25 protein-coding genes are annotated in these 23,746 nt (G+C 28.9%); 10 read left to right on the plus strand and 15 right to left on the minus strand.

Annotated elements, in window-relative coordinates; translation table 11 throughout:
* Window positions 1–48 precede the first annotated feature (48 nt).
* Complete coding sequence (locus SY27_RS15335; RefSeq protein WP_045971959.1) at window positions 49–708, minus strand: YceI family protein; 660 nt, start codon at window positions 706–708, stop codon at window positions 49–51.
* Window positions 709–894: 186 nt separating this feature from the next.
* Here SY27_RS15335 and SY27_RS15340 point away from each other — a divergent pair, with 186 nt between their 5' ends.
* The 9 genes from SY27_RS15340 to SY27_RS15380 all read left to right on the plus strand — a co-directional run bounded on the left by SY27_RS15340 (window position 895) and on the right by SY27_RS15380 (window position 8,818).
* Window positions 895–1,428, plus strand: a complete 534-nt coding sequence (locus SY27_RS15340; protein ID WP_045971962.1) for a nucleotide exchange factor GrpE — start codon at window positions 895–897, stop codon at window positions 1,426–1,428.
* A 73-nt stretch (window positions 1,429–1,501) separates the two neighbouring features.
* Window positions 1,502–2,632 carry a molecular chaperone DnaJ gene (dnaJ, locus tag SY27_RS15345; RefSeq protein ID WP_045971964.1) on the plus strand — a complete coding sequence of 377 codons (1,131 nt, stop codon included), beginning with the start codon at window positions 1,502–1,504 and terminating at the stop codon, window positions 2,630–2,632.
* 149 nt (window positions 2,633–2,781) lie between these two features.
* Entirely contained in the window at window positions 2,782–3,276 is a 495-nt protein-coding gene (locus SY27_RS15350; protein WP_045971966.1) for a hypothetical protein, read from the plus strand.
* Between the two features lie 12 nt (window positions 3,277–3,288).
* On the plus strand, window positions 3,289–4,209 hold the full coding sequence (locus SY27_RS15355; RefSeq protein ID WP_045971968.1) for an ABC transporter ATP-binding protein: 921 nt from the start codon (window positions 3,289–3,291) through the stop codon (window positions 4,207–4,209).
* A 31-nt stretch (window positions 4,210–4,240) separates the two neighbouring features.
* Entirely contained in the window at window positions 4,241–5,554 is a 1,314-nt protein-coding gene (locus SY27_RS15360; protein WP_045971970.1) for an ABC transporter permease, read from the plus strand.
* Between the two features lie 8 nt (window positions 5,555–5,562).
* Entirely contained in the window at window positions 5,563–5,973 is a 411-nt protein-coding gene (locus tag SY27_RS15365) for a hypothetical protein (RefSeq protein WP_045971972.1), read from the plus strand.
* Window positions 5,974–6,801, plus strand: a complete 828-nt coding sequence (locus SY27_RS15370) for a mechanosensitive ion channel family protein (protein ID WP_045971974.1) — start codon at window positions 5,974–5,976, stop codon at window positions 6,799–6,801.
* 165 nt (window positions 6,802–6,966) lie between these two features.
* A complete protein-coding gene (locus SY27_RS15375; RefSeq protein ID WP_045971976.1) occupies window positions 6,967–8,130 on the plus strand; it encodes a sigma-54 dependent transcriptional regulator in 1,164 nt (387 codons plus the stop codon).
* A 73-nt stretch (window positions 8,131–8,203) separates the two neighbouring features.
* Entirely contained in the window at window positions 8,204–8,818 is a 615-nt protein-coding gene (locus tag SY27_RS15380) for a DEAD/DEAH box helicase (RefSeq protein ID WP_045971979.1), read from the plus strand.
* Window positions 8,819–8,896: 78 nt separating this feature from the next.
* Here SY27_RS15380 and SY27_RS15385 read toward each other — a convergent pair whose 3' ends face one another.
* The 11 genes from SY27_RS15385 to SY27_RS15435 all read right to left on the minus strand — a co-directional run bounded on the left by SY27_RS15385 (window position 8,897) and on the right by SY27_RS15435 (window position 20,569).
* On the minus strand, window positions 8,897–9,292 hold the full coding sequence (locus SY27_RS15385; protein ID WP_045971981.1) for a hypothetical protein: 396 nt from the start codon (window positions 9,290–9,292) through the stop codon (window positions 8,897–8,899).
* A 1-nt stretch (window position 9,293) separates the two neighbouring features.
* Window positions 9,294–9,866: a hypothetical protein gene (locus SY27_RS15390; RefSeq protein WP_045971983.1), complete on the minus strand. Its 573-nt coding sequence runs from the start codon at window positions 9,864–9,866 to the stop codon at window positions 9,294–9,296.
* Window positions 9,867–9,949: 83 nt separating this feature from the next.
* Complete coding sequence (gene secA, locus SY27_RS15395; RefSeq protein WP_045971985.1) at window positions 9,950–13,309, minus strand: preprotein translocase subunit SecA; 3,360 nt, start codon at window positions 13,307–13,309, stop codon at window positions 9,950–9,952.
* Between the two features lie 91 nt (window positions 13,310–13,400).
* The gene (locus tag SY27_RS15400) at window positions 13,401–13,622 is read right to left on the minus strand and encodes a DUF2795 domain-containing protein (RefSeq protein ID WP_045971987.1); all 222 of its coding nucleotides are present in this window, start codon (window positions 13,620–13,622) and stop codon (window positions 13,401–13,403) included.
* 153 nt (window positions 13,623–13,775) lie between these two features.
* Window positions 13,776–14,345 carry a cob(I)yrinic acid a,c-diamide adenosyltransferase gene (locus SY27_RS15405; RefSeq protein ID WP_045971989.1) on the minus strand — a complete coding sequence of 190 codons (570 nt, stop codon included), beginning with the start codon at window positions 14,343–14,345 and terminating at the stop codon, window positions 13,776–13,778.
* Window positions 14,317–15,162, minus strand: a complete 846-nt coding sequence (locus tag SY27_RS15410) for an alpha/beta hydrolase (protein WP_045971991.1) — start codon at window positions 15,160–15,162, stop codon at window positions 14,317–14,319. The genes SY27_RS15405 and SY27_RS15410 overlap by 29 nt, the downstream gene beginning before the upstream one ends.
* 324 nt (window positions 15,163–15,486) lie before the next feature.
* Entirely contained in the window at window positions 15,487–16,176 is a 690-nt protein-coding gene (locus SY27_RS15415) for an ABC transporter ATP-binding protein (RefSeq protein ID WP_045971993.1), read from the minus strand.
* A gap of 83 nt (window positions 16,177–16,259) precedes the next feature.
* On the minus strand, window positions 16,260–17,087 hold the full coding sequence (locus SY27_RS15420; protein ID WP_045971995.1) for an O-methyltransferase: 828 nt from the start codon (window positions 17,085–17,087) through the stop codon (window positions 16,260–16,262).
* A gap of 78 nt (window positions 17,088–17,165) precedes the next feature.
* On the minus strand, window positions 17,166–19,028 hold the full coding sequence (locus tag SY27_RS15425) for an ABC-F family ATP-binding cassette domain-containing protein (RefSeq protein WP_045971997.1): 1,863 nt from the start codon (window positions 19,026–19,028) through the stop codon (window positions 17,166–17,168).
* Between the two features lie 140 nt (window positions 19,029–19,168).
* Entirely contained in the window at window positions 19,169–19,732 is a 564-nt protein-coding gene (locus tag SY27_RS15430; protein WP_152640783.1) for a DUF4256 domain-containing protein, read from the minus strand.
* A gap of 102 nt (window positions 19,733–19,834) precedes the next feature.
* Window positions 19,835–20,569, minus strand: coding sequence for a T9SS type A sorting domain-containing protein (locus tag SY27_RS15435; protein WP_161794164.1), 735 nt, complete (start codon window positions 20,567–20,569; stop codon window positions 19,835–19,837).
* Between the two features lie 411 nt (window positions 20,570–20,980).
* On the opposite strand from SY27_RS15435, the gene SY27_RS15440 reads away from it, so the two are divergent.
* Window positions 20,981–21,550 carry a DUF4494 domain-containing protein gene (locus SY27_RS15440; protein ID WP_045972452.1) on the plus strand — a complete coding sequence of 190 codons (570 nt, stop codon included), beginning with the start codon at window positions 20,981–20,983 and terminating at the stop codon, window positions 21,548–21,550.
* Window positions 21,551–21,636: 86 nt separating this feature from the next.
* Here SY27_RS15440 and SY27_RS15445 read toward each other — a convergent pair whose 3' ends face one another.
* From SY27_RS15445 to SY27_RS15455, 3 genes are all read right to left on the minus strand, one after another.
* A complete protein-coding gene (locus SY27_RS15445; RefSeq protein WP_045972001.1) occupies window positions 21,637–22,488 on the minus strand; it encodes a sulfurtransferase in 852 nt (283 codons plus the stop codon).
* 140 nt (window positions 22,489–22,628) lie between these two features.
* Complete coding sequence (locus tag SY27_RS15450) at window positions 22,629–23,090, minus strand: hypothetical protein (protein ID WP_045972002.1); 462 nt, start codon at window positions 23,088–23,090, stop codon at window positions 22,629–22,631.
* A gap of 128 nt (window positions 23,091–23,218) precedes the next feature.
* The gene (locus tag SY27_RS15455) at window positions 23,219–23,716 is read right to left on the minus strand and encodes a hypothetical protein (RefSeq protein WP_045972004.1); all 498 of its coding nucleotides are present in this window, start codon (window positions 23,714–23,716) and stop codon (window positions 23,219–23,221) included.
* Window positions 23,717–23,746: the final 30 nt, after the last annotated feature.

Below are 23,746 nucleotides of genomic sequence, written 5' to 3' on the forward strand. Positions count from 1 at the left end.
GCCTCATAAAAAATGAGGCTTTTGTGTATAATTAATAGTTGATTTCTATTATTTAGTAGCTTTTGCAGTTACAGTTAATTCAATCTCATCATCAACAAATTTATCTTTTAAATCATCGAAAATTGATTTTGAAGCATAGTTAACTCCCCAAAGTGTTCTGTTAATTTTAAAAGGCTCAGATACTAATGAAACTTCAGAATCAGTGATTGAAATTTTTGCAGGAAAACTAACTTCTTTCGAAATGTCTTTCATTGTTAAAGTACCATTAACTGTAGAAACACCATCAGTTTCAGTAATAGAATTTATTTTAAAAGTACTTGTTGGGAATTTTGCAGTATTAAAAAAATGATCTTCTGCTTCTTTGTCACCAGTTCCTTTTAAGTGAGTTTCTAAATTTAATTTATCATCACCTTCTAAGTCAGTAACCGTAATTGAATTCATATCCATTACAAATGTACCTCCTGAAACTTTTCCATCAATTACATCAAAATTACCCTCTTTAACAGTAATTGTACCGTTGTGCTTTCCAGTTGGCTTAGATCCTATCCATGCAACGCTTGATGATGCATTATCTATGTTAAATGTAATAGCGTCTACAGTTTCAACAGTAGGTTCAGGAGTTACAGTTTCTTCTGTTGTAGTTTCTTTTTTACAACCAGTTAAACTAATAATAGTAATTAACGCTAAGCTTAAAATGTTTTTCTTCATTGTAGTTTGAATTTATATATTTTTTATAATTAGGAATCAAATGTAATTAAAATTAAGATTAAATAAAAAAATAAACTAACAGCGATGGTGTATTTTTTTTATGACAATTTGACATTTTTAATGATTTGGCAGTACATTTGCAATAATTATATGAAATATAAAAACGTTTAAAATAATTATCAAAATATGAATCAAGAAAGTACTGAAAGCATCGAAGAAAAAGAAAATATTCAAGAGGAAAATGTTTCAGAAAATCAACAACCAGAGATATCGGTTGAAGAGCAGCTTCAAGACGAATTAGCAAAAGAAAAAGATAAATTCTTGCGTTTATTTGCAGAGTTCGAAAATTATAAAAAAAGAACATCAAAAGAGCGTATTGATTTATTTAAAACCGCAAATCAAGAAGTTCTTCAAGCAATGTTGCCTGTTTTAGATGATTTTGATAGAGCTTGGAGTCAAATCTCAAAGTCTGAAGATGAAGCATTAGTAAAAGGAATACAACTAATTCAAGAGAAATTAAAATCAACATTAGTATCAAAAGGACTTGAAGAAGTTGAAGTGAAAACAGGAGATGCTTTTGATGCAGATTTTGCAGAAGCAATTACACAAATTCCAGCACCTTCTGAAGATTTGAAAGGGAAAATTGTAGATGTAATTGAAAAAGGATATAAGTTAGGAGATAAAATTATACGTTTCCCTAAAGTTGTTATTGGCAATTAAGAGCTTAAAAATAGCGGTTCTAATGTTCTAAATCTATTTAGGATAAATTTAGAACTAGTTCAAAAATTAATATATGAAAAAAGATTTTTACGAAATATTAGGTATTAGCAAAGGAGCTTCTGCTGAAGAAATTAAAAAAGCGTATAGAAAAAAAGCAATTCAATATCATCCAGATAAAAATCCTGGTGATAAAGAAGCAGAGGAAAATTTCAAATTAGCTGCTGAAGCTTATGAAGTTCTAAGTGATGCTGACAAAAAAGCACGTTACGATCAATATGGTCATGCTGCATTTGATGGAGCAGGCGGATTTGGCGGTGGCGGTCACATGAATATGGATGATATCTTTAGTCAATTTGGAGATATTTTTGGTAGTGCTTTTGGTGGAGGTGGTTTTTCTGGTTTCGGCGGTGGTTTTAATGGAGGAGGACAAAGAAGAGTAAAAGGAAGTAACCTTCGCATAAAAGTAAAGCTAACACTTGAAGAAATTGTAAATGGAGTTGAAAAGAAGATAAAAGTAAAAAGAAAAATTCAAGCTAAAGGAGTATCATATAGAACATGTTCTACATGTAATGGTAGTGGACAAATAATGAGAGTGACCAATACTATTTTAGGTAGAATGCAAACAGCAACAACCTGTAATACTTGTGGAGGTTCTGGACAAATTTTAGATCATAAGCCTGCTGGAGCAGATGCATATGGAATGATAATGGAAGATGATACTGTTTCAATCAAAATTCCTGCTGGAGTTGTAGATGGAATGCAATTAAAAGTATCAAATAAAGGAAATGAAGCACCAGGAAGTAATAGTATTCCAGGAGATTTAATTGTAGCCATTGAAGAATTAGAACATGAATTTTTAAAACGAGAAGGTGAAAATCTTCATTATGATTTATATGTAAGTTTTCCAGAAGCAGCATTAGGTGTTTCTAAAGAAATAGAAGCAGTAGGAGGAAAAGTAAGAATTAAACTTGAAGAAGGAATTCAATCAGGTAAAATTTTACGTTTGAAAGGAAAGGGAATACCAAGTTTAAATGGATATGGAAATGGAGACTTATTAGTTCATGTTAATGTTTGGACACCTAAAACATTAAATAAAGAACAAAAAAGCTTTTTTGAAAAAATGATAAATGATGAAAACTTTATTCCTTCACCAGAAAAATCAGAAAAATCTTTTTTTGAAAAAGTAAAAGATATGTTTTCATAATTGAATAAAAATATATACATTTGAGATTCACTTCCTTATGGGAGTGAATTTTTCTTTTTCATAGCAATTTTTCCCATCCTTCGTAAAAAAGGGGTGGGTTTTTTGTAACAAAATTAAAATCTCTATACTAACTAGGTAAATGCTATAGTATGGATGAATATAAAATAATTTCTCAAAATTATAGAAAGTATAATTTAATACACAATAGCTCAATTATTGCTCAATTATCCTATGAAAAATGGTATAATCACAACAATCCAAAAATATCAATTGAAAATAAAACTAATTGTTCAATAGAAAAAATGAACATTTGGAAGTCAAATTTTAAAGCCAAAATAAAAGATAAAGTAATTTTAGAGTTTATCTTTGGCTGGAATTCGATAATTAAAATTAATTATATTGAAAATGAAATTTTAAATTCTCTAATTTTAAAAAAAGAAAGTTTTTGGAATTCAAATTATATAATATTAGATGGCCTGGAGAACCAAATTTGTAAAATTGAAACCAAGTATACATGGAGAAATTGGAAAACAAATTATATTATAACAAACTATAATTTCCCTTATACAGAAAATAAAGAATTAATATATTTAACAATCATACATTGTATAATCCTTTTAAATATTTCAGCATCAGCTGTTTAATAATAATAAAATATGAGTAATATTCTTGAAGTTAATAATGTAATCAAACAATATGGAGATTACACAGCTTTGAATAATGTATCCTTAGCCATTCCAACAGGTAGTATTTATGGATTATTAGGTCCTAATGGAGCAGGAAAAACAACATTAATTAGAATTATCAATCAAATAACAATGCCCGATTCTGGAATTGTTTTACTAGATGGTGAAAAATTAAAACCGGAACATGTACAATATATAGGTTATCTTCCAGAAGAAAGAGGATTATATAAAAGCATGAAAGTAGGAGAACAATGTTTGTATTTAGCACAATTAAAAGGCTTGTCAAATCAAGAAGCTAAAAAACAATTAAAATATTGGTTTGAAAAACTAGAAATTCAAGACTGGTGGAATAAAAAAATTCAAGAATTATCAAAAGGAATGGCTCAAAAAATACAATTTGTTGTAACAGTATTACATAAGCCAAAATTATTAATATTAGACGAACCTTTCTCTGGTTTTGATCCTGTTAATGCAAACCTTATAAAAGACGAAATCATTGAATTAAATAAGCAAGGAACTTCCGTTATATTCTCAACTCATAGAATGGAGAGCGTTGAAGAAATGTGTAATTATATTGCATTAATTCATAAATCGAATAAACTAATTGAAGGAAAGCTTACCGATGTAAAGCAGAAATATAGAAGTAACACATTTCAAATAGGAATTTTGACGGATAATGTAGAAAGCTTAATGTATCAATTAACACAAAAATTTAAAATTAGTCAAACCGATTTCAAATCATTAAATAACGATTTAAAATTAGAAGTACAATTAGGAAACTATTCATCAAATGAATTGCTTTCTATTCTAACAAGTTTTGGTCAGGTAACCCATTTTGTAGAAAAAATACCAAGTGTAAACGATATATTTATTCAAACAGTTAGTGAATAATATCCTAACATCAAATTTCTAACATCAAATTATGAATACATTATTTTTAATTATAAAAAGAGAATTTATAGCAAAGGTTCGTAATAAATCGTTCATAGTAATGACCTTTTTAAGTCCATTATTATTTGTCGGAATTGCAGTTCTAGTAGGATATTTGTCAACAATGAATAAAGATAAAGCTACAGAAATAGCAATTCATGACGAAGCAGGCTATTTAAAAAATAACTTTAAAAACGATAAAAACACACATTATACAGACTTATCATCTATGTCTTTTGCAGCAGCAAAAGATACTGCTTTAAATAGTTATGAAGGTTTATTATATATTCCAAAAGTAGATTCATTAGAAATTCTAAAAGATAAAGTAGAATATATCTCAGAAAGTAGCGCAAGTTTAGACTTTATCGGAGATGTAGAAAAAGTAGTTGATTCAGTTTTAACATCAAATAATTTTAAAAAATTAGGGCTAGATGAAAGTAAAATAGAAAATGCTAAAGCGAACTCTACATTAAAACTGTCTAAATTTTCTGGTGAAGAAAGCTTAAAAGGATTAAACGAAATAAAAGTTTTTATAGGTGGATTAATGGGATATTTAATCATGATGTTCATCATCGTTTATGGAAACTTTGTAATGAGAAGTGTTATTGAAGAAAAAACGAATCGTATTATTGAAATTATCATTTCCTCAGTTAAACCATTCCAACTAATGATGGGTAAAATTATAGGAAACTCCTTTGCAGGAATATTACAATTTGCAATTTGGCTAGTTGTTGGTTTAATCTTAATGTTTGTGGCTCAAAATGTATTTGGTTTACAAATGAGTTCTACAGCATCAGTTTCACCAGAAATGATGGAAACAGCTCAGCAAAGCGTAGGAATGGCAAAAGTTCAAATGTATTTCAATGAAATTCTAAACCTACCATTATTATTAATGTTAGTTTGTTTTATTCTATATTTCATAGGAGGATACTTTTTATATAGCTCATTATATGCAGCAATTGGAGCAGCAGTAGACTCTGAAACCGATTCGCAACAATTCTTATTACCTATTATTTTACCATTAATTTTAGGGGTTTATATAGGCTTTTTTACCGTTATAAACGATCCACATGGAACAGTTGCAACAATATTTTCAATAATTCCATTTACATCACCTATTGTTATGTTAATGAGAGTTCCATTTTTAGGACCTGAGCATTATTGGCAATTAATTTTATCTATAATTATTTTATTTGCTACTTTTGTTTTTGTAGTTTGGTTTGCCGCAAAAATTTATAGAGTTGGTATTTTAATGTATGGGAAAAAACCAACGTGGAAAGAATTATTTAAATGGCTTAAGTATTAAGAATAGTAATGAAGAAAAAAGTTCTTATTGTAATAATTGTATTTTTAGTGTTTCTTTTTCAATCTTGTTATGTTGGAATGTCTTATGAAAGAGATTTTACATCTTTAAAAGGAGTAGAAGAAAATAAAGATTGTGATAAAAATATAAAAGAAGTAGATATGTTTTTTGAATGTGAAAAAATAGACTTCGAATATGAAAAAATTGGACTACTTGAAATAAAGAGTAATGAACATCAAAAACAAGATAAAGATCTTTTAGAAGAGTTAAGAATATTAGCAATTAACAATTGTTGTGATGCAATAATTAATATAAGAAGCCAATATCTAACTAGAGAATCGGGTATTTTATTTAGTCAAGAAGAACTAAAAAAGTACGATGCTAAAGTATATTCAGGTATTGGTGTTAAAAAAAAGGGATAAATGTTAGAAACGATAAAATACATACTCAATTATAAACTTATAGATACAAAAACAATAGATGTAACAGTACTTACAATAGTAGTCTTAGTTACAGCATTAATACTAACTGGAATTGTTCTTAGGTTTGTTAGAGTTTTAATAACCAGAAAATTACCTAATGAAGATAAAAATAAATTCATTAGTGTTTTCCAGTTTGTTAAATACGTAGTATATGTTTTAGTATTTATGTTTACACTACATTCTTCGGGTGTAAACATGAGTGTGTTTTTAACAGCTTCAGCCGCATTATTTGTAGGTATTGGTTTTGCATTGCAAACATTTTTTCAAGACTTAATTTCAGGAATATTAATCATTTTAGATCAATCACTACATGTTGGTGATATCATTGAAGTAGATGGAAAAGTAGGAGAAGTTAAAGAAATAAGACTAAGAACCACTCGAATGATTACTCGTAACGATAGAGTAATGGTAATTCCAAACCATAAATTCATGGTAGAAACCTTATTCAATTGGACACAAAACGGAACTATTAATAGAGAACAAGTAAACGTAGGAGTTGCATACGGAACCGATATTAAATTAGTTAAAAAAATATTAGAAGATTGCGTCAAAGGAGTAGAAGGAGTAGTAAACACAAAAGAAATATCAGTACTATTTGGAAACTTTGGCGATTCATCATTAGATTTTTCTGTTTACTTCTATGTAAATAATGGAATGAAAAGTCCAAGGATACAAAGCGATATTCGTTTTAGAATAGACGAAGCATTTAAACAAAATAATATTGCTATTCCATTTCCACAACGCGATATTCACATTATAAGTAAATAAAAGCGAAAGTTAAAACCTTATTTATTATTTCATATTCCTGCTTTTCGCTTTATTTTTTTGTTTTAAATTTAAAACAAAAAAGATATCGCTTCAATCAGGGCTAGTTAGTAATTGTATTGTATTTTTGCTAACTTTAAACCAGTAATTTTATAATACAACATAGTAATGCCAAAGATATTAGTAATTGAAGACGAAGCAGCTATTAGAAGAGTCTTAACAAAAATTCTTTCAGAAGAAAACGATACCTATCAAGTAGAAGAAGCAGAAGATGGATTACAAGGTGTAGAAAAAGTTAAAAATGATGATTACGACCTAATTCTTTGCGATATAAAAATGCCAAAAATGGATGGTGTTGAGGTTTTAGAAGCAGTAAAAAAAATAAAACCAGAAATACCAATAGTCATGATATCAGGTCATGGAGATTTAGAAACCGCAGTTAATACCATGCGATTAGGGGCATTTGATTATATATCAAAACCACCTGATTTAAATAGGTTATTAAATACAGTACGAAATGCTTTAGATAGAAAACAACTCGTTGTTGAAAATAAAATTCTAAAGAAAAAAGTAAGCAAAAATTACCAAATGATAGGTGATAGCGATTCTATTAATCATATAAGAATTATGATTGATAAAGTTGCACCTACAGATGCAAGAGTATTAATAACAGGAGCAAATGGAACAGGTAAAGAATTAGTAGCACATCAATTACATGAAAAAAGTGATCGATCTTCTTTCCCTTTAATAGAAGTGAACTGTGCGGCAATACCTAGCGAATTAATTGAAAGCGAATTATTCGGGCATGTAAAAGGAGCTTTTACATCCGCAGTAAAAGATAGAGCAGGTAAATTTGAAGCTGCTAACAAAGGAACCATTTTTTTAGATGAAATTGGCGATATGAGTTTACCAGCACAAGCTAAAGTGCTTAGAGCTTTACAAGAAAATTTAATACAAAGAGTAGGAGCAGACAAAGATATTAAAGTAGATGTAAGAGTAGTTGCGGCAACAAACAAAGATCTAAGTAAAGAAATAGAAGAAGGACGATTTAGAGAAGATTTATACCATAGACTTGCAGTAATTTTAATAAAAGTTCCAGCCTTAAACGAAAGAAGAGAAGATATTCCAGAATTGCTAGAACATTTTTCAGTTAAAATAGCAAATGAACAAGGAAATGCTCCAAAAAAGTTTAGTTCTCAAGCCATAAAGTTATTACAAGAATATGACTGGACAGGAAACATACGTGAACTTCGTAATGTAGTTGAGCGATTAATAATACTTGGAGGATCAGAAATATCAGAACAAGACGTGAAAATGTTTGCGAGTAAATAATATGAAGTGATTAATAATTTTAGAACATCAATATAGAGAATCTAGCTTTATTAGTGACCAATGACAAAAAATAATGAATTTAAAAAAAATAAACGAAGACCTCAAGATTGCTTTAATTGAAAACGGATTGACGGAAGCAACAGAATTGCAATTAGAAACATTTTCACCAATAAAAAGTGGAGCAGATGTTGTAATTCAAGGAGGAAAAAATACAGGTAAAACAACTGCTATGGTAATTAATATTATTCATAAGTTGAAACAACCTTTTCAAGAATCTCCAAGAGCGTTAATACTTGTTGATGATAAGTCAAAAGTATTAGAGGTCTTAGAGTTATTTGAACTATACAATAAGAGAAATAAGCTTAGAGTTTTTGGAACACATGATAAAACCGATTTAGATGAAGATAAAAATTTAATCTCTTTAGGAGTTGATGTTTTAGTAGGTACTCCAAATAAGTTAAATCAAATGTTTTCTTCAGCAGGATTCAATGTTAATACTCTACAGTTAACCGCTTTTGATGATATAGATGTTTTGCTAAAAAACAGATATGAATCTATTATCTTGCGTTTAATGGAAAGTATTCAAAAAGGACAACGTATATTCTTTTGCAGTCAAATAACAGAAAGAATAGAATTATTGGCAGATAATATTATGAAAGAACCTATTTTTCTTGAAATGGAAGAATAATAATGTGTTTTCTTTAAAATATAAAAAACGCTCTAAAATACTATTTGGAGCGTTTTTTATTTGAGTTTGGAAGATTCTCTAACCTAAAAATTCCAATAAAACCGGATCAGCATTTTTAAATGTTGGAGGTTGTTCAATAATCGAAGCAACTCTTTTTTTGTTTAATTTCATGGTAATATCAGCTTCTGTTGTAAATAATAAAGCTGATAAGAAAGGATTATTAATATGGGGCATTAAATCAGCTTCAATATCTTTTACTTCAGAAATTTTTACAATTTCTTCTTTTTCACCAGTGTAAATTTTAAAAGTAATAGCTGTTTTTAAAATATTATCTTCAACATGCATTCTCACATATATGTTCTGTAATTCTGGTTTACCAACAGTCTTAGCTAAAGTAAGTTTAGCAAATGTACCATTAGCTATGCTTTCTTGGACAGCATTAAAAAAAGTGGAATAAATAATTTCGTTTTCCATTTTATAGTCCTAATTCTGTTTTTATTTTTTCATCAAAAATCATATTAAATAATTGATTTTCTTTGTCTTTATTTAAAAATTTCCATTTGTTTTTAGTGCTTTCATCAGCAACAGCAATCAATGTTGAACGCAATTCAATTTTAAATTGATTTTCTTCTTTTTCAAAAATTACATTTTTTGCATCCATTGAATTTTTAAAAATATCGATCATCCCTTCTGCATCTTCCATTGGTGTTTTAAACTTCATTGTCATAACATTATCATGATCTACAAGACAAAATGTTTGATTGCCAATTTTTTTAATTGTTCCAAATGAAAAATTAGGATCAACTTCAATAAGTTTAATTGAAAATTGCTCGTTTTCCATCATTTGTCCAAACATGTCCTTCATTGATTCTTTAGGAATTATATCAAAAACTTTTGGATATGTAGTTTCAAATATTAAATCATAATCCATAGTTGCACTGGCTTTATAAGCTTTTAAAGCTTCTGTTTTTAGACTTTGCAAATCTTGTGCAAAACTATTTAGGGTGCAAACAAATAAAATACTTAGAAAGATAAATTTTGATTTCATGTTTATTTTTTTAATTTATCAAAGATAAAAAAATCCTCAACTGTTTTACCAATTGAGGATATATTTTGGATTATATTTTAAATTTATTCGTTAACGAGAACCCATTCTCCAGAAGCAATCATACTTTCTGCTTTTTTGAATTTCATAGTTTCGCTCTTTCCACTCATAACATGTTTAATGGTAACAGTATCATTACGATTAATTTTAGGAGTTTCTCTAACGATTGTTTCTGTAACTTGCGGACGATTTTGTACTTGTTGACCAGCTTCTCTGTTTCTTGCGGCTAATTCGTCAGTATTTAGAACTTCATCTTTACTTTCAGTATAGTTTTCTTTTCTTCTAACTTCTTTTGCTTCACTAATAGCATTCGGATTTTGAGAAGGTAAATCTGCTTTAAACAAGAAAGAAATTACTTCTTTGTTTACATCATCTATTGTCTTTTTGAATAAATTAAAAGCTTCAAATTTATAGATTAGTAAAGGGTCTTTTTGTTCATGAACGGCTAACTGAACAGATTGTTTTAGCTCATCCATTTTACGAAGGTGTTTTTTCCACGCTTCATCAATAATAGCTAATGATACATTCTTTTCAAAATCAGTTAATAAAGATTTTGCTTCAGAATTATAAGCTTTTTCTAAATCAGTTACAATGTTTAAAGATTTAATACCATCTGTAAATGGAACTACAATACGCTCATATTGACCATTATTATTTTCATATACATTTCTAATAACAGGGAAAGCTTCTTTTGTATTTCTTTCTGATTTTTCAGTATAATGTTGTAAAACCGCTTTATAAGTTTGGGTTACAATTTCTCTTTCCTGAAGCTTTGAAAAGTCAGCAGCAGAGATTGGAGCACTAATTGAAAAATAACGAATTAATTCGAACTCATAGTTTTTAAAATCACCAGCTAATTTATTGTTTTGAACAATAAGTTCGCAAGTATCATACATCATGTTTGCAATATCCACTTTCAAACGCTCTCCATGTAATGCATGACGACGACGTTTGTAAACAACTTCTCTTTGCGCATTCATAACGTCATCATATTCTAATAAACGTTTACGTACTCCAAAGTTGTTTTCTTCCACTCTTTTTTGTGCTCTTTCAATAGATTTAGTCATCATAGAATGTTGAATTACTTCACCTTCTTTTAATCCCATTCTATCCATTACTTTAGCTACTCTTTCAGAACCAAATAAACGCATTAAATTATCTTCAAGAGAAACATAGAACTGAGAACTACCTACATCTCCTTGACGACCAGCACGACCACGTAACTGACGGTCAACACGACGAGAATCGTGACGCTCTGTTCCTATAATAGCTAAACCACCTGCTTTTTTAACTTCGTCAGATAGTTTAATATCTGTTCCACGACCAGCCATGTTTGTAGCAATAGTTACAACTCCTGGTTTACCCGCTTCAGCAACTATTTCTGCTTCACTTTTGTGCATTTTTGCATTCAATACATTGTGAGGAATGTTTCTGATTTTTAACATTCGACTCAATAATTCTGAAATTTCAACCGAAGTTGTACCAATTAATACTGGTCGACCAGCTTTTGATAATACAACTACATCTTCAATAACAGCATTGAATTTTTCACGAACGGTTCTATAAATTAGATCTTCTTTATCTTTTCGTGCAATTGGTCTATTTGTTGGTATTTCAACTACATCTAATTTGTATATTTCCCAAAATTCGCCAGCTTCTGTAACCGCAGTACCCGTCATACCAGCTAATTTGCTATACATACGGAAATAATTCTGTAATGTAACAGTTGCAAAAGTTTGAGTTGCAGCTTCAATTTTTACATTTTCTTTAGCTTCAATTGCTTGGTGTAAACCATCTGAGTAACGACGACCGTCCATAATACGGCCTGTTTGCTCATCTACAATCATAACTTTATTGTCCATAATTACATATTCTGTATCTTTTTCGAATAAAGTATAAGCTTTTAATAATTGTGTAAGAGTATGAATACGTTCTGATTTTACAGAGAAATCTTTATATAATTCTTCTCTTTTTTCAGCTTCTTCTTCTTTTGCTAAATTTAATTTTTCAATTCTAGCAATTTCTGTTCCAATATCTGGAAGAACGAAGAAATGTTCATCAGTATCTTTAGATAAAAATTGTATTCCGTTATCCGTTAATTCAACTTGATTGTTTTTTTCTTCAATAACAAAGTATAATGCTTCATCAATTTTAGGCATTTCTCTATTATTATCTTGCATATAATGATTTTCAGTTTTTTGAAGTAATTGTTTTACTCCATCTTCTGATAAAAATTTAATTAATGCTTTGTTTTTAGGAATAGCTCTGTAAGAACGAAGTAAATAAAATCCACCTTCTTTTGTATTTCCTTCTTTAATTAATTTTTTTGCCTCTGTTAAACAATCTGTTGCTAATTTACGTTGAAGAGTAACTAAATTATCAACTTTTGGCTTTAATTCATTAAATTCATGACGATCACCTTGAGGAACTGGTCCAGAAATGATTAATGGTGTACGGGCATCATCAATTAATACAGAATCGACCTCATCAACAATAGCAAAGTTATGTTTTCTTTGTACTAAGTCTTCAGGTGAATGTGCCATATTATCACGTAAATAATCGAAACCAAATTCGTTATTTGTACCATAAGTAATATCAGCATTGTATGCTTTTCTACGTGCAGCAGTATTAGGTTGATGATTGTCGATACAATCAACAGTTAAACCATGAAATTCAAATAAAGGTGCTTTCCAAGTACTATCACGACGCGCTAAATAATCATTTACTGTTACTAAATGCACTCCATTTCCAGTAAGAGCATTTAAATATAATGGAAGTGTTGCTACTAAAGTTTTACCTTCACCTGTTTGCATTTCGGCAATTTTACCTTGATGTAGTACTACACCACCAATTAACTGAACATCATAGTGAATCATATCCCAAGTGATGGCTTTACCAGCAGCATCCCATGAATTTGCCCAATTAGCGCTATCTCCTTCAATTGTAATATATGGCTTTATTGCAGATAATTCTCTGTCTTTTGCAGTTGCGCTAACTGTTATTGAAGTGTTATCTTTAAAACGACGTGCTGTTTCTTTTAATACGCCAAATGCTTCAGGAAGAATGTCATTTAATACTTTTTCAGAAATTTCGTAAGCTTCTTTTTCAAGTGCATCAATTTCTAAATAAATATCTTCACGCGCATCAATATCTGTAGTTTGTTCTGCGTTTTGTTTTAATTCTGCAATTTGATTATCTTTTTCAGATCTTGCAGTTTTTATTTTTTCTTTGAACTCGGCTGTTTTAGCTCTCAATTCATCATGAGAAAGCGACATAAGAGCCGATTCAAATGTTTTTATTTTTGTTACAAGTGGTTGAATAGCTTTTACGTCTTTTTGAGATTTATCTCCTACAAAAGCTTTCAGTATAGAATTAATTATACTCATAATATTGTCTATTATTTTTTCAAATTCGTGTATAAATTTACAAAAAAAAGCCTCAGTATGAGACTTTTTCTAGTTGCTTTGATTTTATTTTTTAATATTCATCCTCATTCCAAAGATAGTCGTCATCTGTTGGATAATCAGGCCAGATTTCTTCCATAGATTCGTAAATTTCTCCTTCATCTTCAATTGATTGAAGATTTTCTACTACTTCTAGTGGTGCACCAGTTCTGATTGCGTAGTCGATAAGTTCGTCTTTGGTAGCAGGCCATGGAGCATCACTCAGGTAGGATGCTAATTCTAATGTCCAATACATTTTTCTATCGATTTAAATTTATGCAAAAGTAATTTTTTAACTTAAATATGCAAGTTTTTTTTGATTTATTTTTAATTATTTGTAAGAACGTGTTTTTAGTTTTCAATTTACAGTTCCAGTTAGCAGAAACTGGTTGTTATATTCTGTTGATGATTACTTTCTTGGAATCCATTTAACTTCATCTGCTTTTAAGTCATGAGACAACTTTCGTGCCAGTACAAAAAGGTAGTCAGAAAGTCGGTTTAAGTAGGTGAGAACATGTATATCTGTCGGTTCTATTTCATTAAGATGAACAGATAAACGTTCTGCTCTGCGACATACACAACGTGCAATATGACAATATGACACAGTAGTGTGACCGCCTGGAAGAACAAAATGAGTCATTTGCGGTAATTCTGTATCCATTTTATCGATTTCTTTTTCTAAATATTGGATGTCTTCTTCAGAAATTCGGTTTATATTTAATCGTTGCTGCCCATTTTTTAAAATTTCTTTTTCTGGTGGAGTTGCTAAAATAGCACCGAGTGTAAATAATCGATCTTGTATTTCAATTAAAACAGATTTGTAATCTGAGTTTATGTCTTGATCTCGAATTAAACCGATATGCGAGTTTAGTTCATCAACTGTTCCATAACTTTCTATTCTTATATGATGTTTAGGTACTCGTGTTCCTCCAAAAAGAGCTGTAGTGCCTTTATCTCCTGTTTTTGTGTAAACTTTCATTTATAATTTCTTTGGGTTTGTATTTTAAAATATTCATTAAATGATATGCGTATTCATAATTTTCATTGATTCCATTGTGATTTTGTCCTTTTAAAGTGATAAAGTTTATCTCGTCTTTGTATTGATTTTTTAATTTAACAGATGATTCATAATAAATGACATTGTCATTATCTCCATGAAATATTGTTATTGGCATTTTACAATCTTTTAGAAATTTATCGGTTTCTATTTTATATTTTAAAAGAAATGTAGGAATGAATGAATATTTACTTTTTACTAAATCAGTTAAACTATAATAAGGGGCTTGTAAAATTAAATGTTTTGGATTGTTTTCTGAAGCTAATTTTGCAGCTAATCCTGAGCCTATTGAATATCCAATTACAATAATATCTTTTTCAGGATATTTTTCTTTTAATTTGTTATAAACTAATTGATTGTCTTCGAATAATTGTTCTTCATTTTTTATTTTTTCTTCACTTTTTCCAAATCCGCGATAGTCAAGAATGAATATATCATAATTAAAATTGGTATATAGATCTGAAATGTACCCCCAATTTTTTAATGAACCTGCATTTCCATGAAGATAAAATACTAAACCGTTAGATTCTTTTGCTTTGAATAATAAACCATTTAAAGTTGTATTATCATTTGTTTTAAAATTTAATTCTTCGAAATCATTTTTAAAAGAAAAGTCGTAGTTTTTATCTAGTTTCTCAGGTAGAAATATTATTTTTTCCTGAAAAAAGTAAAGTAATCCAGAAAGAACTATTATTATTAAAATAATACTTTTAAGTATTTTAGATAGTTTCTTTTTCATTATCATTTCTCTTATTTGACTTTAAATGAAATGATTTTCTATGATTCATATTATTAGGATATTTTTTATGCAAAACCTTTAAGATAATGTATAAAATTATAATAATTGAAAGTGGAAGTATCATGACTTTATGTAAATTTTATCAAAGATAACTTAAACTTGATAAAAGTAAAAATGATTTATTTAATAGCCCTGATTGAAGAGGAAATCCTTAATGTTAAAAATAATTTTAGCATTAAGATTGCAACATAAAGCAGGAATAAGAATGGCGGAAATGTGCTAAACACTCGTTTTTAATAAGACTTTTTTTAATAGAAAAGAGTGTTATTTGTTTGTAATATCACTTTCTATAATACCGTCTCTAAGACGAATTATTCTATGTGCATAAGCAGCAATGTCTTCTTCGTGAGTTACTAATATTACAGTGTTTCCATTGGCATGAATGTCATTGAAAAGATTCATGATTTCTACTGATGTTTTACTGTCTAAGTTTCCTGTAGGTTCATCAGCAAGAATAATAGCTGGTTTGTTTACTAATGCTCGTCCAACAGCTACACGTTGTCTTTGACCACCAGAAAGTTGATTTGGTTTGTGATCCATTCTGTCGGCTAATCCTACTTGTGTGAGTACTTCTGTAGCTCTTTCATTTCTTTCAGATTTTGAATAGCCAGCATAAACCATTGGTAATGCAACATTGTCTAATGCTGTTGTTCTTGGCATTAGATTAAAAGTTTGAAAGACAAATCCTATTTCTTTGTTACGAATTTCGGCTAATTCATCATCATGCATTTCAGAAACTAATTTTCCATTTAAAACATAACTTCCAGATGTGGGAGTATCTAAACATCCTAAAAGATTCATAAGTGTAGATTTTCCTGAACCAGATGGTCCCATTAATGCTACATATTCTCCTTTGTTAATAGTTAAATCAATTCCTTTTAAAACGTGAATAATTTCTTCTCCAAGAGGAAAATCTCTTTTAATATCTTTTATTTCGATGATTGGTTGTGCCATTTAAATTTAGAATTTTAAAATTCGGAATTCAGAAAAGAATTCATAACTTCTAATAAGTAGAAAAAGTGATGATTTTGTTACAATTAGAATTTTATTTTTTCAAAAAGAAATGAACTTAGTGTTTTATTCGTGTTTATAATAAAGTGTTCTTTCTCTTGTTCTTGTCTAAAAAATACAATTCCCCATTGAAAAGTATCAATTGTAACAGTAACTTTTGAATGATTTTTTATTGTTTTCCAAGCTTCTTCCATGTCTTTTGACCAGTGAATATCATCAAAAATCCAAATAGTATCGTTTGTTATAGTTGGCAATAAAAGTTCAAAATAGTCTAATGTTGCTTTTTTAGAATGATTTCCATCGAAATAAATAAGTTCACAACAGGAAGTGTTTAAGCTGTAATTTTTAAGATAATTTGAAAATTCGGTGTTTATAAAATTAATATTTACAGTATCGAATTTTAATAATTGAAATTGATTTTTGGCAGTTGATAATGTATTTGGACAGCCTTCAAGTGTTATTGTTGTTGCATTTCTATTTCCTAATGAAAGAGCAGAAGTAGCTAAACCTAATGATGTACCTATTTCTAAAATTGAATTGGGCTTAAAATATTTAACTAAACGAAATAATAATTTAGCATTGTTTTGAGTTATTCCTGCTGTTTTAGCAATTTTACCTATTTGTCTGGTATTGGATTTAAAAACTCTTGAACCTGCTCCAAAATCGGTTACTTCTATTGTGTTTTGATTTTTTAAAAGGGAATTTCGATACTCTTCTAGGTTTTTATATTCTGGATATTTAGTTTTATCATAAAAGCATTGAGTAACTAAATTATAGACAAATGGAGAATGAATTCCATGTTCATTCTTAGCTTTCCAAAGGAATTTTAGATATGATCTTATTATGTGTAACATTTTTTTAGTAATTAGTATTAATAAAGGGTAATTAGTTTTTTGATGACGTTAATTACCCTCTAATTAATTACTTTAAAATTATTCTATTTTGCTAGATAGCTCAAACCATCTCTCTTCTTTTTCTTCAAGAGTTTGGATTACTTTTTGAAGTTCGTTTGCTTTTTTCTCAATATCTGCATCGGCAACTTTTCCATCTGAAAATAATTTCTCGATTTCTTTTTTATTGAATTCTAAATCTTTTATTTCGCGTTCAATTTTATTGAATTCTTTTTGTTCATTGAAAGATAATCCAGTTGAAGTAGTATTTTTTTCTTTCCAATTTGTTTTTTCTGTACTAACGTTATTTAAACTTTTTGGTTCAGTAGAATCTTCATAACTTCTAAAATCGGAATAGTTTCCTGGGAAATCTTCAACTTGTCCTTCTCCTCTAAATACGAATAAGTGATCTACAATTTTATCCATGAAATAACGATCATGACTTACAACTAATAAACATCCAGGGAAGTCTAATAAGAAACTTTCAAGCACATTTAATGTTACAATGTCTAAATCGTTTGTAGGCTCATCGAGAATTAAAAAATTTGGATTTTGGATTAAAACAGTGCATAGATATAAACGCTTTAATTCACCACCACTTAGTTTTTCAACAAAATCATATTGTTTTTTGGCATCAAATAAGAAACGTTCTAGTAATTGTGATGCAGAAATGATTTTGCCTTTTGTAAGCGGAATATACTCGCCATATTCTTTAATAATATCAATTACTTTTTGACCTGGTTTTGGATTAATTCCGCTTTGTGTATAATAACCTATTTTAATGGTATCACCTACAATTACTTTACCAGAATCAGGTTGGATCGTTTGTGTGAGAATGTTTAAGTAAGTTGATTTACCTGTTCCGTTTTTACCAATGATACCAATACGTTCTCCACGTTGAAAAGAATACGAAAATTCGTCAAGGATTGTTTTTTCAGGAAATTTTTTAGTAACCTTAACCATTTCAATGATTTTGCTACCCATTCTTTCCATGTTAATTTCAAGTTCTACTACATTTTCTTTTCTGCGGCTTTCTGCTTTTTCTTTGATTTTGTAAAAATCATCCTGACGCGATTTTGATTTTGTAGTTCTTGCTTTTGGTTGACGACGCATCCATGCTAATTCTTTTACGAATAGATTTTGTGCTTTATCCACACTTGCATTTTCAGAAGCGATTCTTTCTTCTTTCTTTTCTAAATAGTAAGAATAGTTTCCTTTATATTGGTATAATTTGTTGTTATCTAATTCGATAATTTCATTACAAACACGTTCTAAGAAAAAACGATCGTGCGTAACCATAAAAAGGGTAATATTTTCCTTTGCAAAATAATCTTCTAACCATTCAATCATTTCTAAATCCAAGTGATTGGTTGGCTCATCTAAAATTAATAAATCAGGACGATTAATCAATATAATGGCTAATGATAAACGTTTCTTTTGTCCACCAGATAGGTTTTTAACTTTTAGTTTTAAGTCTTCTAATTTTAATTTAGATAGGATTTGTTTGTATTGCGTTTCAAAATCCCAAGCGTTATGACGATCCATATCATCAAATGCTCTTTGATAAACCTCTTCATCTTCTGGATTTTCTAATGCTTTTTCATAAGCTTCAATTACTTTCAAAGTATCATTATCAGATGCGAAAATACTTTCCTCAATAGTTAATTCATCTTGAAGATTATTGTTTTGTGATAAAAAAGCCATATTGATTCCTTTACGAAGTACAATTTGACCTGTATCAGGCTCATCTAAACCATTAATCATATTCATAATGGTCGTTTTTCCAGAACCATTTTTAGCAATGAAAGCTATTTTTTGATCCTTATTGATTCCGAAAGAAACGTTGTCAAATAAAACGCGTTCTCCGTAAGCTTTTGATATATTTTCTACTGAAAGGTAATTCATTGAAATTTACTATGTAAGATTTGTTATTTACAAAGTGCAAAAGTAGTTTATTGCTTATAATGAAACAATATTTTCAAGGGTTAAATAAAAAGCTACCTTGATTGGGTAGCTTTTGTAGATTTCTTCAAGGAAAATATATACTAAACTTTTAAACAACCACGAAAGGCTCTGGAAGCATAATAAGATTGTGCTCCATTATGATACACAAAAACGGTATTGTAGCGAAAATCAGCGAATAATACACCACCGAGTTCTCTAATTTCAGATGGTGTTTTGATCCAACTAGATGTTTTTGTATCAAAATTTCCAAAGTTTTGTAACTCTCTATATTGTTGTTCTGTTAAAAGTTCAATACCCATAGAAGTAGCAACATCAATAACATTGTTTTTAGGTTTGTGTTCTTTTCGTGCTTCTAAAGCATCACGATCGTAACAAAGACTTCTACGATTTTTAGGCGTTTCTATTGAGCAATCATAAAAAAAGTATTCATTAGTTTTCTCGTTAAAACGAATAACATCTGGTTCTCCACCAGTTTGCTCCATTTCATAGAGAGACCATAATTTTTCAGGATTGGCTTCTAATTTTGTTTGAATTTTAGTCCATTCCAAATCTTTATGACGATTCATGTTTTTTTCAAAGCGTACTTTTAATGTTTTAAGTATTTCATCACGTTCTTCTTGAGACAATTCTCTTTTATTTCTCATTGTCATAAATATATTATTTAATTTACTTATTGTATTTTCAACAATATGTTTATTACTAATGTTTTTTGAAATCATTTAAATTCGAAAGTTTTATAATTTGCTTTATTCAATTATTACATGATGCGTTTTTGATTTTCCTTTCGAATTTATCTTTAAGATATACTCTCCTTTTTTATAATTAGAGATGTCAATATTAGTAATATCATTTATTTTTCCTCTGCTTACAAGAGTTGAGTTAAAATCATATAATTCGTATGTAGAAGAAGAATTAATTTTATTTAATCCATGAGTTTTATTGTTCTGTGTTTTACTTTTACTAGATTCTTCAACAATCAGTATTTCAGAAGTAGGATTAGGATAAACACGATATTCATTTCCTCCACCATTATTTTGTGAACAATCTACGAATTCTACTTCATAGCCAACCCAATCAGTAGTGCCATAAGAATTAGTTCTTTTAACCTCTAAAACATACCAGCCTGGTGATGGTGTATAATTTAATGTTCCAGAATCGCCATAATAATTTGTAGAAGAACTATATACAATATTCAAACTAGGATATTTTCTAAGTCTAATTTGATGACTTGTATTAGAAAGTTTTGGATAAATTTCATAACTATTTCCTACATGGCTTGTGCAAAAATAATCGGTTTCTCCAATTCCATTACTAAAAGAAACAAAATCAACAGTAGGAGTTCCAGTCTGTTCTTCTTTTTGTGAAATTTTGTAAGAAGATGATTTCGTGTCATTTTTAAAAGGATAAAAAACATCTATTGCTTTAAAAAAGAATGTGTTTAAACATAGCAACGATAATGGTAATAAGAATTTTGTTTTCATAATTGATTTGTTTGTTTGTTTGTTGTGAAATGAATAGACCAATTTTACATACATGATTTAAATAAATATCAAGAAGTTTTGATTGTCTTTTTCAAATATAAGATTTAATTAAATACAAAAAAAAATGCGTATTTGCACGTATTTAATAGATTAAATAGTTGATTTGTTATTCTCTACTTTGAAACAACTAATCAAAGTAATAAAAATTCTATATTACCTAAAATATCTTTATTAGAAAAACTGTAATAACTACAGTAATAAAAAGATAGTCAATTTGTTAAAAAATAAAAAATATTATATTTCGTAAAATTGAAGTTAATATAATCAAAATTGTGAATATCTATTTATGAAATAATGGAGATTATTTTTCTTTAAAAATTATCTTTGGCATCCTTAAAAAAAGTAAAAGTTATGAGTGCAATTTGGTATGAATGTAAAGTAAAATATAGAAAAATTGATGAAAACGGAATACAAAAAGTTACAACTGAACCCTATTTAATAGATGCGATTTCTTATACAGAAGCAGAAAGAAGAATAAATGAAGAAATGGCAGCTTATGTAAGTGAAGAATTTAAGATTACCAATATAAAATTTGCCAATTACGCAGAAATTCATCCATTTGAAAAAGCAGATCGTTGGTTTAAATCAAAAGTTTCTTTAGTAGCCTATGATGAAGAAAGTGGGAAAGAACGAAAAACAAGTATGTATTTATTAGTACAAGCCAATGATGTAAAAGAAGCGTATGACAATACCGTTCATGCTATGAAAGACACTATGGGAGATTACACCATTCCTGCTATTTCAGAATCACCTATAATAGATGTTTTTCCTTATTTTAGTGGAGAAGAAGGCGATTTAGCTGCTTTAGAAAAATTCAATACCATTAAAGCCTCTAAAATTGAAGTAGATGTTATGGAAGATCCGTTGGATATTGAGGAAATAGACAACGAGGTTGTTGTAGAGGAACAAACAGAAATGTAATAATAGATTTAATATAAAGAACCTGATTTAAAATTGTTTTGAATCAGGTTTTTTTATGAAATTTTAGTTAATAAAGACAAATAAATCTATTCTTCAGTCACAATTTCCTTCCCATTTCTTGACCATTCACTCCACGAACCTACATACAATTTTGGAATGTCTAATCCAGCACTAGCAATCGCTAAAAGGGTATGACAAGCCGTAACACCCGAACCACAATGTACAATCTGATTTTCGACAGGAATATCTTGAAAAACCGTTTCGTATTTTTCTTTTAACAGGGAAGGAGATAAAAACAAACCGTTTTCATCCAAATTACTCGAAAAAGGCACATTCACAGCATTCGGAATATGACCAGCAATTAAATCCAAAGGTTCTACATGACCTTTATAACGAGCTGTTTCTCTAACGTCAATAATGATTGCATCTGGATTTGTAGTCGCTTTTTCAACTTCATCCATACTAACTTGTGATAATTGCCAATTCGTAACAGGATAAAGTCCCACTTTTTCTGCCTTTTCAATTCCTTTTGCTAATGGAAATCCAACAGCTTCAGCAGTACTTTTTCCACCATTTAAAACTTGTACTTTTTCATGCCCAACCGCTTTCATCATCCACCAAAAACGAGCCGAAGCATTCGCTCCATTTTTATCATCATAAACCACCACATGACTTTCAGGAATAATGCCTAAATCAGAAAGAACTTTTGAAAATTGTTCTACAGTAGGCAAAGGATGACGGCCACCAACAGCCACATCTTCTTTTATGTCTGCCAATTGCGTATTCAAATCGACAAACAAAGCCCCTTGTAAATGACTATCTAAATAATTGTCATACGCATTTTTACCATTACTAGCATCTATTAAGATGATAGATGAGGTTTGGTGTAAAGTTAGGAGTTTGGTTGTGGTTATTAGATGTAGGAGTTGCTGTTTCATGTAGTAAAAATACAAAATGATTGGATTAGATTTTTGCTTAAAAGATTTTAATTAGATTAGAATATTAAAACTATTAGAGAGAATTTTAGATTTAATTAAGTTTAGCAATAACTGAAAAAGATTGTTACAAGAGTTTTTTCTTACTTACAACCCTCACTTTCAAATACTTTTTCTCCTTTTTCAACTTGTTCACTTACAAAATGGATATGCTTTATTTCTTCGGAATGTGATTTTGGTTCAATCACATGTAAAACTAAATCGAATGCGATATATTTTTCATCTAAAAGTGTTAGTATTGAATCATTTTCTTTAGAATTAAGGAGAACTGACAAATTAACATTTTTCACTGTTTCATTTAAATCGAAATCAATTTTAAAATTATTGTTTTTAATTTCTCTGATGTATCCTTCCATAGGCTCGTATTCGGTTAATCTTAAGGAAATAATACAATAATTATCTGAAAGTACTTTTATGCTTTTATTGATGTTATCAAACTCAATTTTTTCATGATATGAGCAATCTAAAAAACAACTTTGAAGTAATAAAGCTAATACACTAAAAATAAGTGTATAAAATTTTATATTATTTTCTTTTTTTCTCATGTTTTTTTTGACGACTTCCCAATGCTATTTTATGTATAATTAGTTTTCTTCTTTAAGGGATTTATAAATATATAAATAAAATTTGCAAAGATTTTAGGATATAGGTTTGGACTTGTGTTTTTTAGATATTAAGTGTGATTTTCATTAAAATCGATATAAATTTTTTCCTTCCAATTGTCCAAGAATTTATAAAAAGCATAAAAGCTTTGACCAAAATCAGTTTCAAAATCGTCTATTTTAAGAGTCATTCCTCCACTAATAAAAAAGCCAATTGTTTTTCCGCTATGATTAAATAAAATCTCTTGTCTTTGACAATCTTCCATAAAACTTTTATCAATTTTATTATATCCAAACTCTAACTTTTCAAGTTGATTAATTTTTTTAAGAAAATTAAATACTTCATTTGGAAGCTTAACAGTATGGTTTTCATATCTAAAATCTCCATAATTGTTTCCTTTTTTAAAAGATCTTAAATAAATTTCTACTTCATAAAATTTAGTTATGAAAATATCAACACCCAACAGTCTTTCGGTAAATCCGTCAGAATGTAAAAATACCATTAAATGATTATCATTTATTTTATAGAATCCTGAATCGTCAAACTTTGGGTGATGTTCTATACTCATATGTTTATTTAATAAAAACTAATATAGGAA

Source organism: Flavobacterium sp. 316 (genome assembly GCF_000967805.1).
Taxonomy (GTDB): domain Bacteria; phylum Bacteroidota; class Bacteroidia; order Flavobacteriales; family Flavobacteriaceae; genus Flavobacterium; species Flavobacterium sediminilitoris.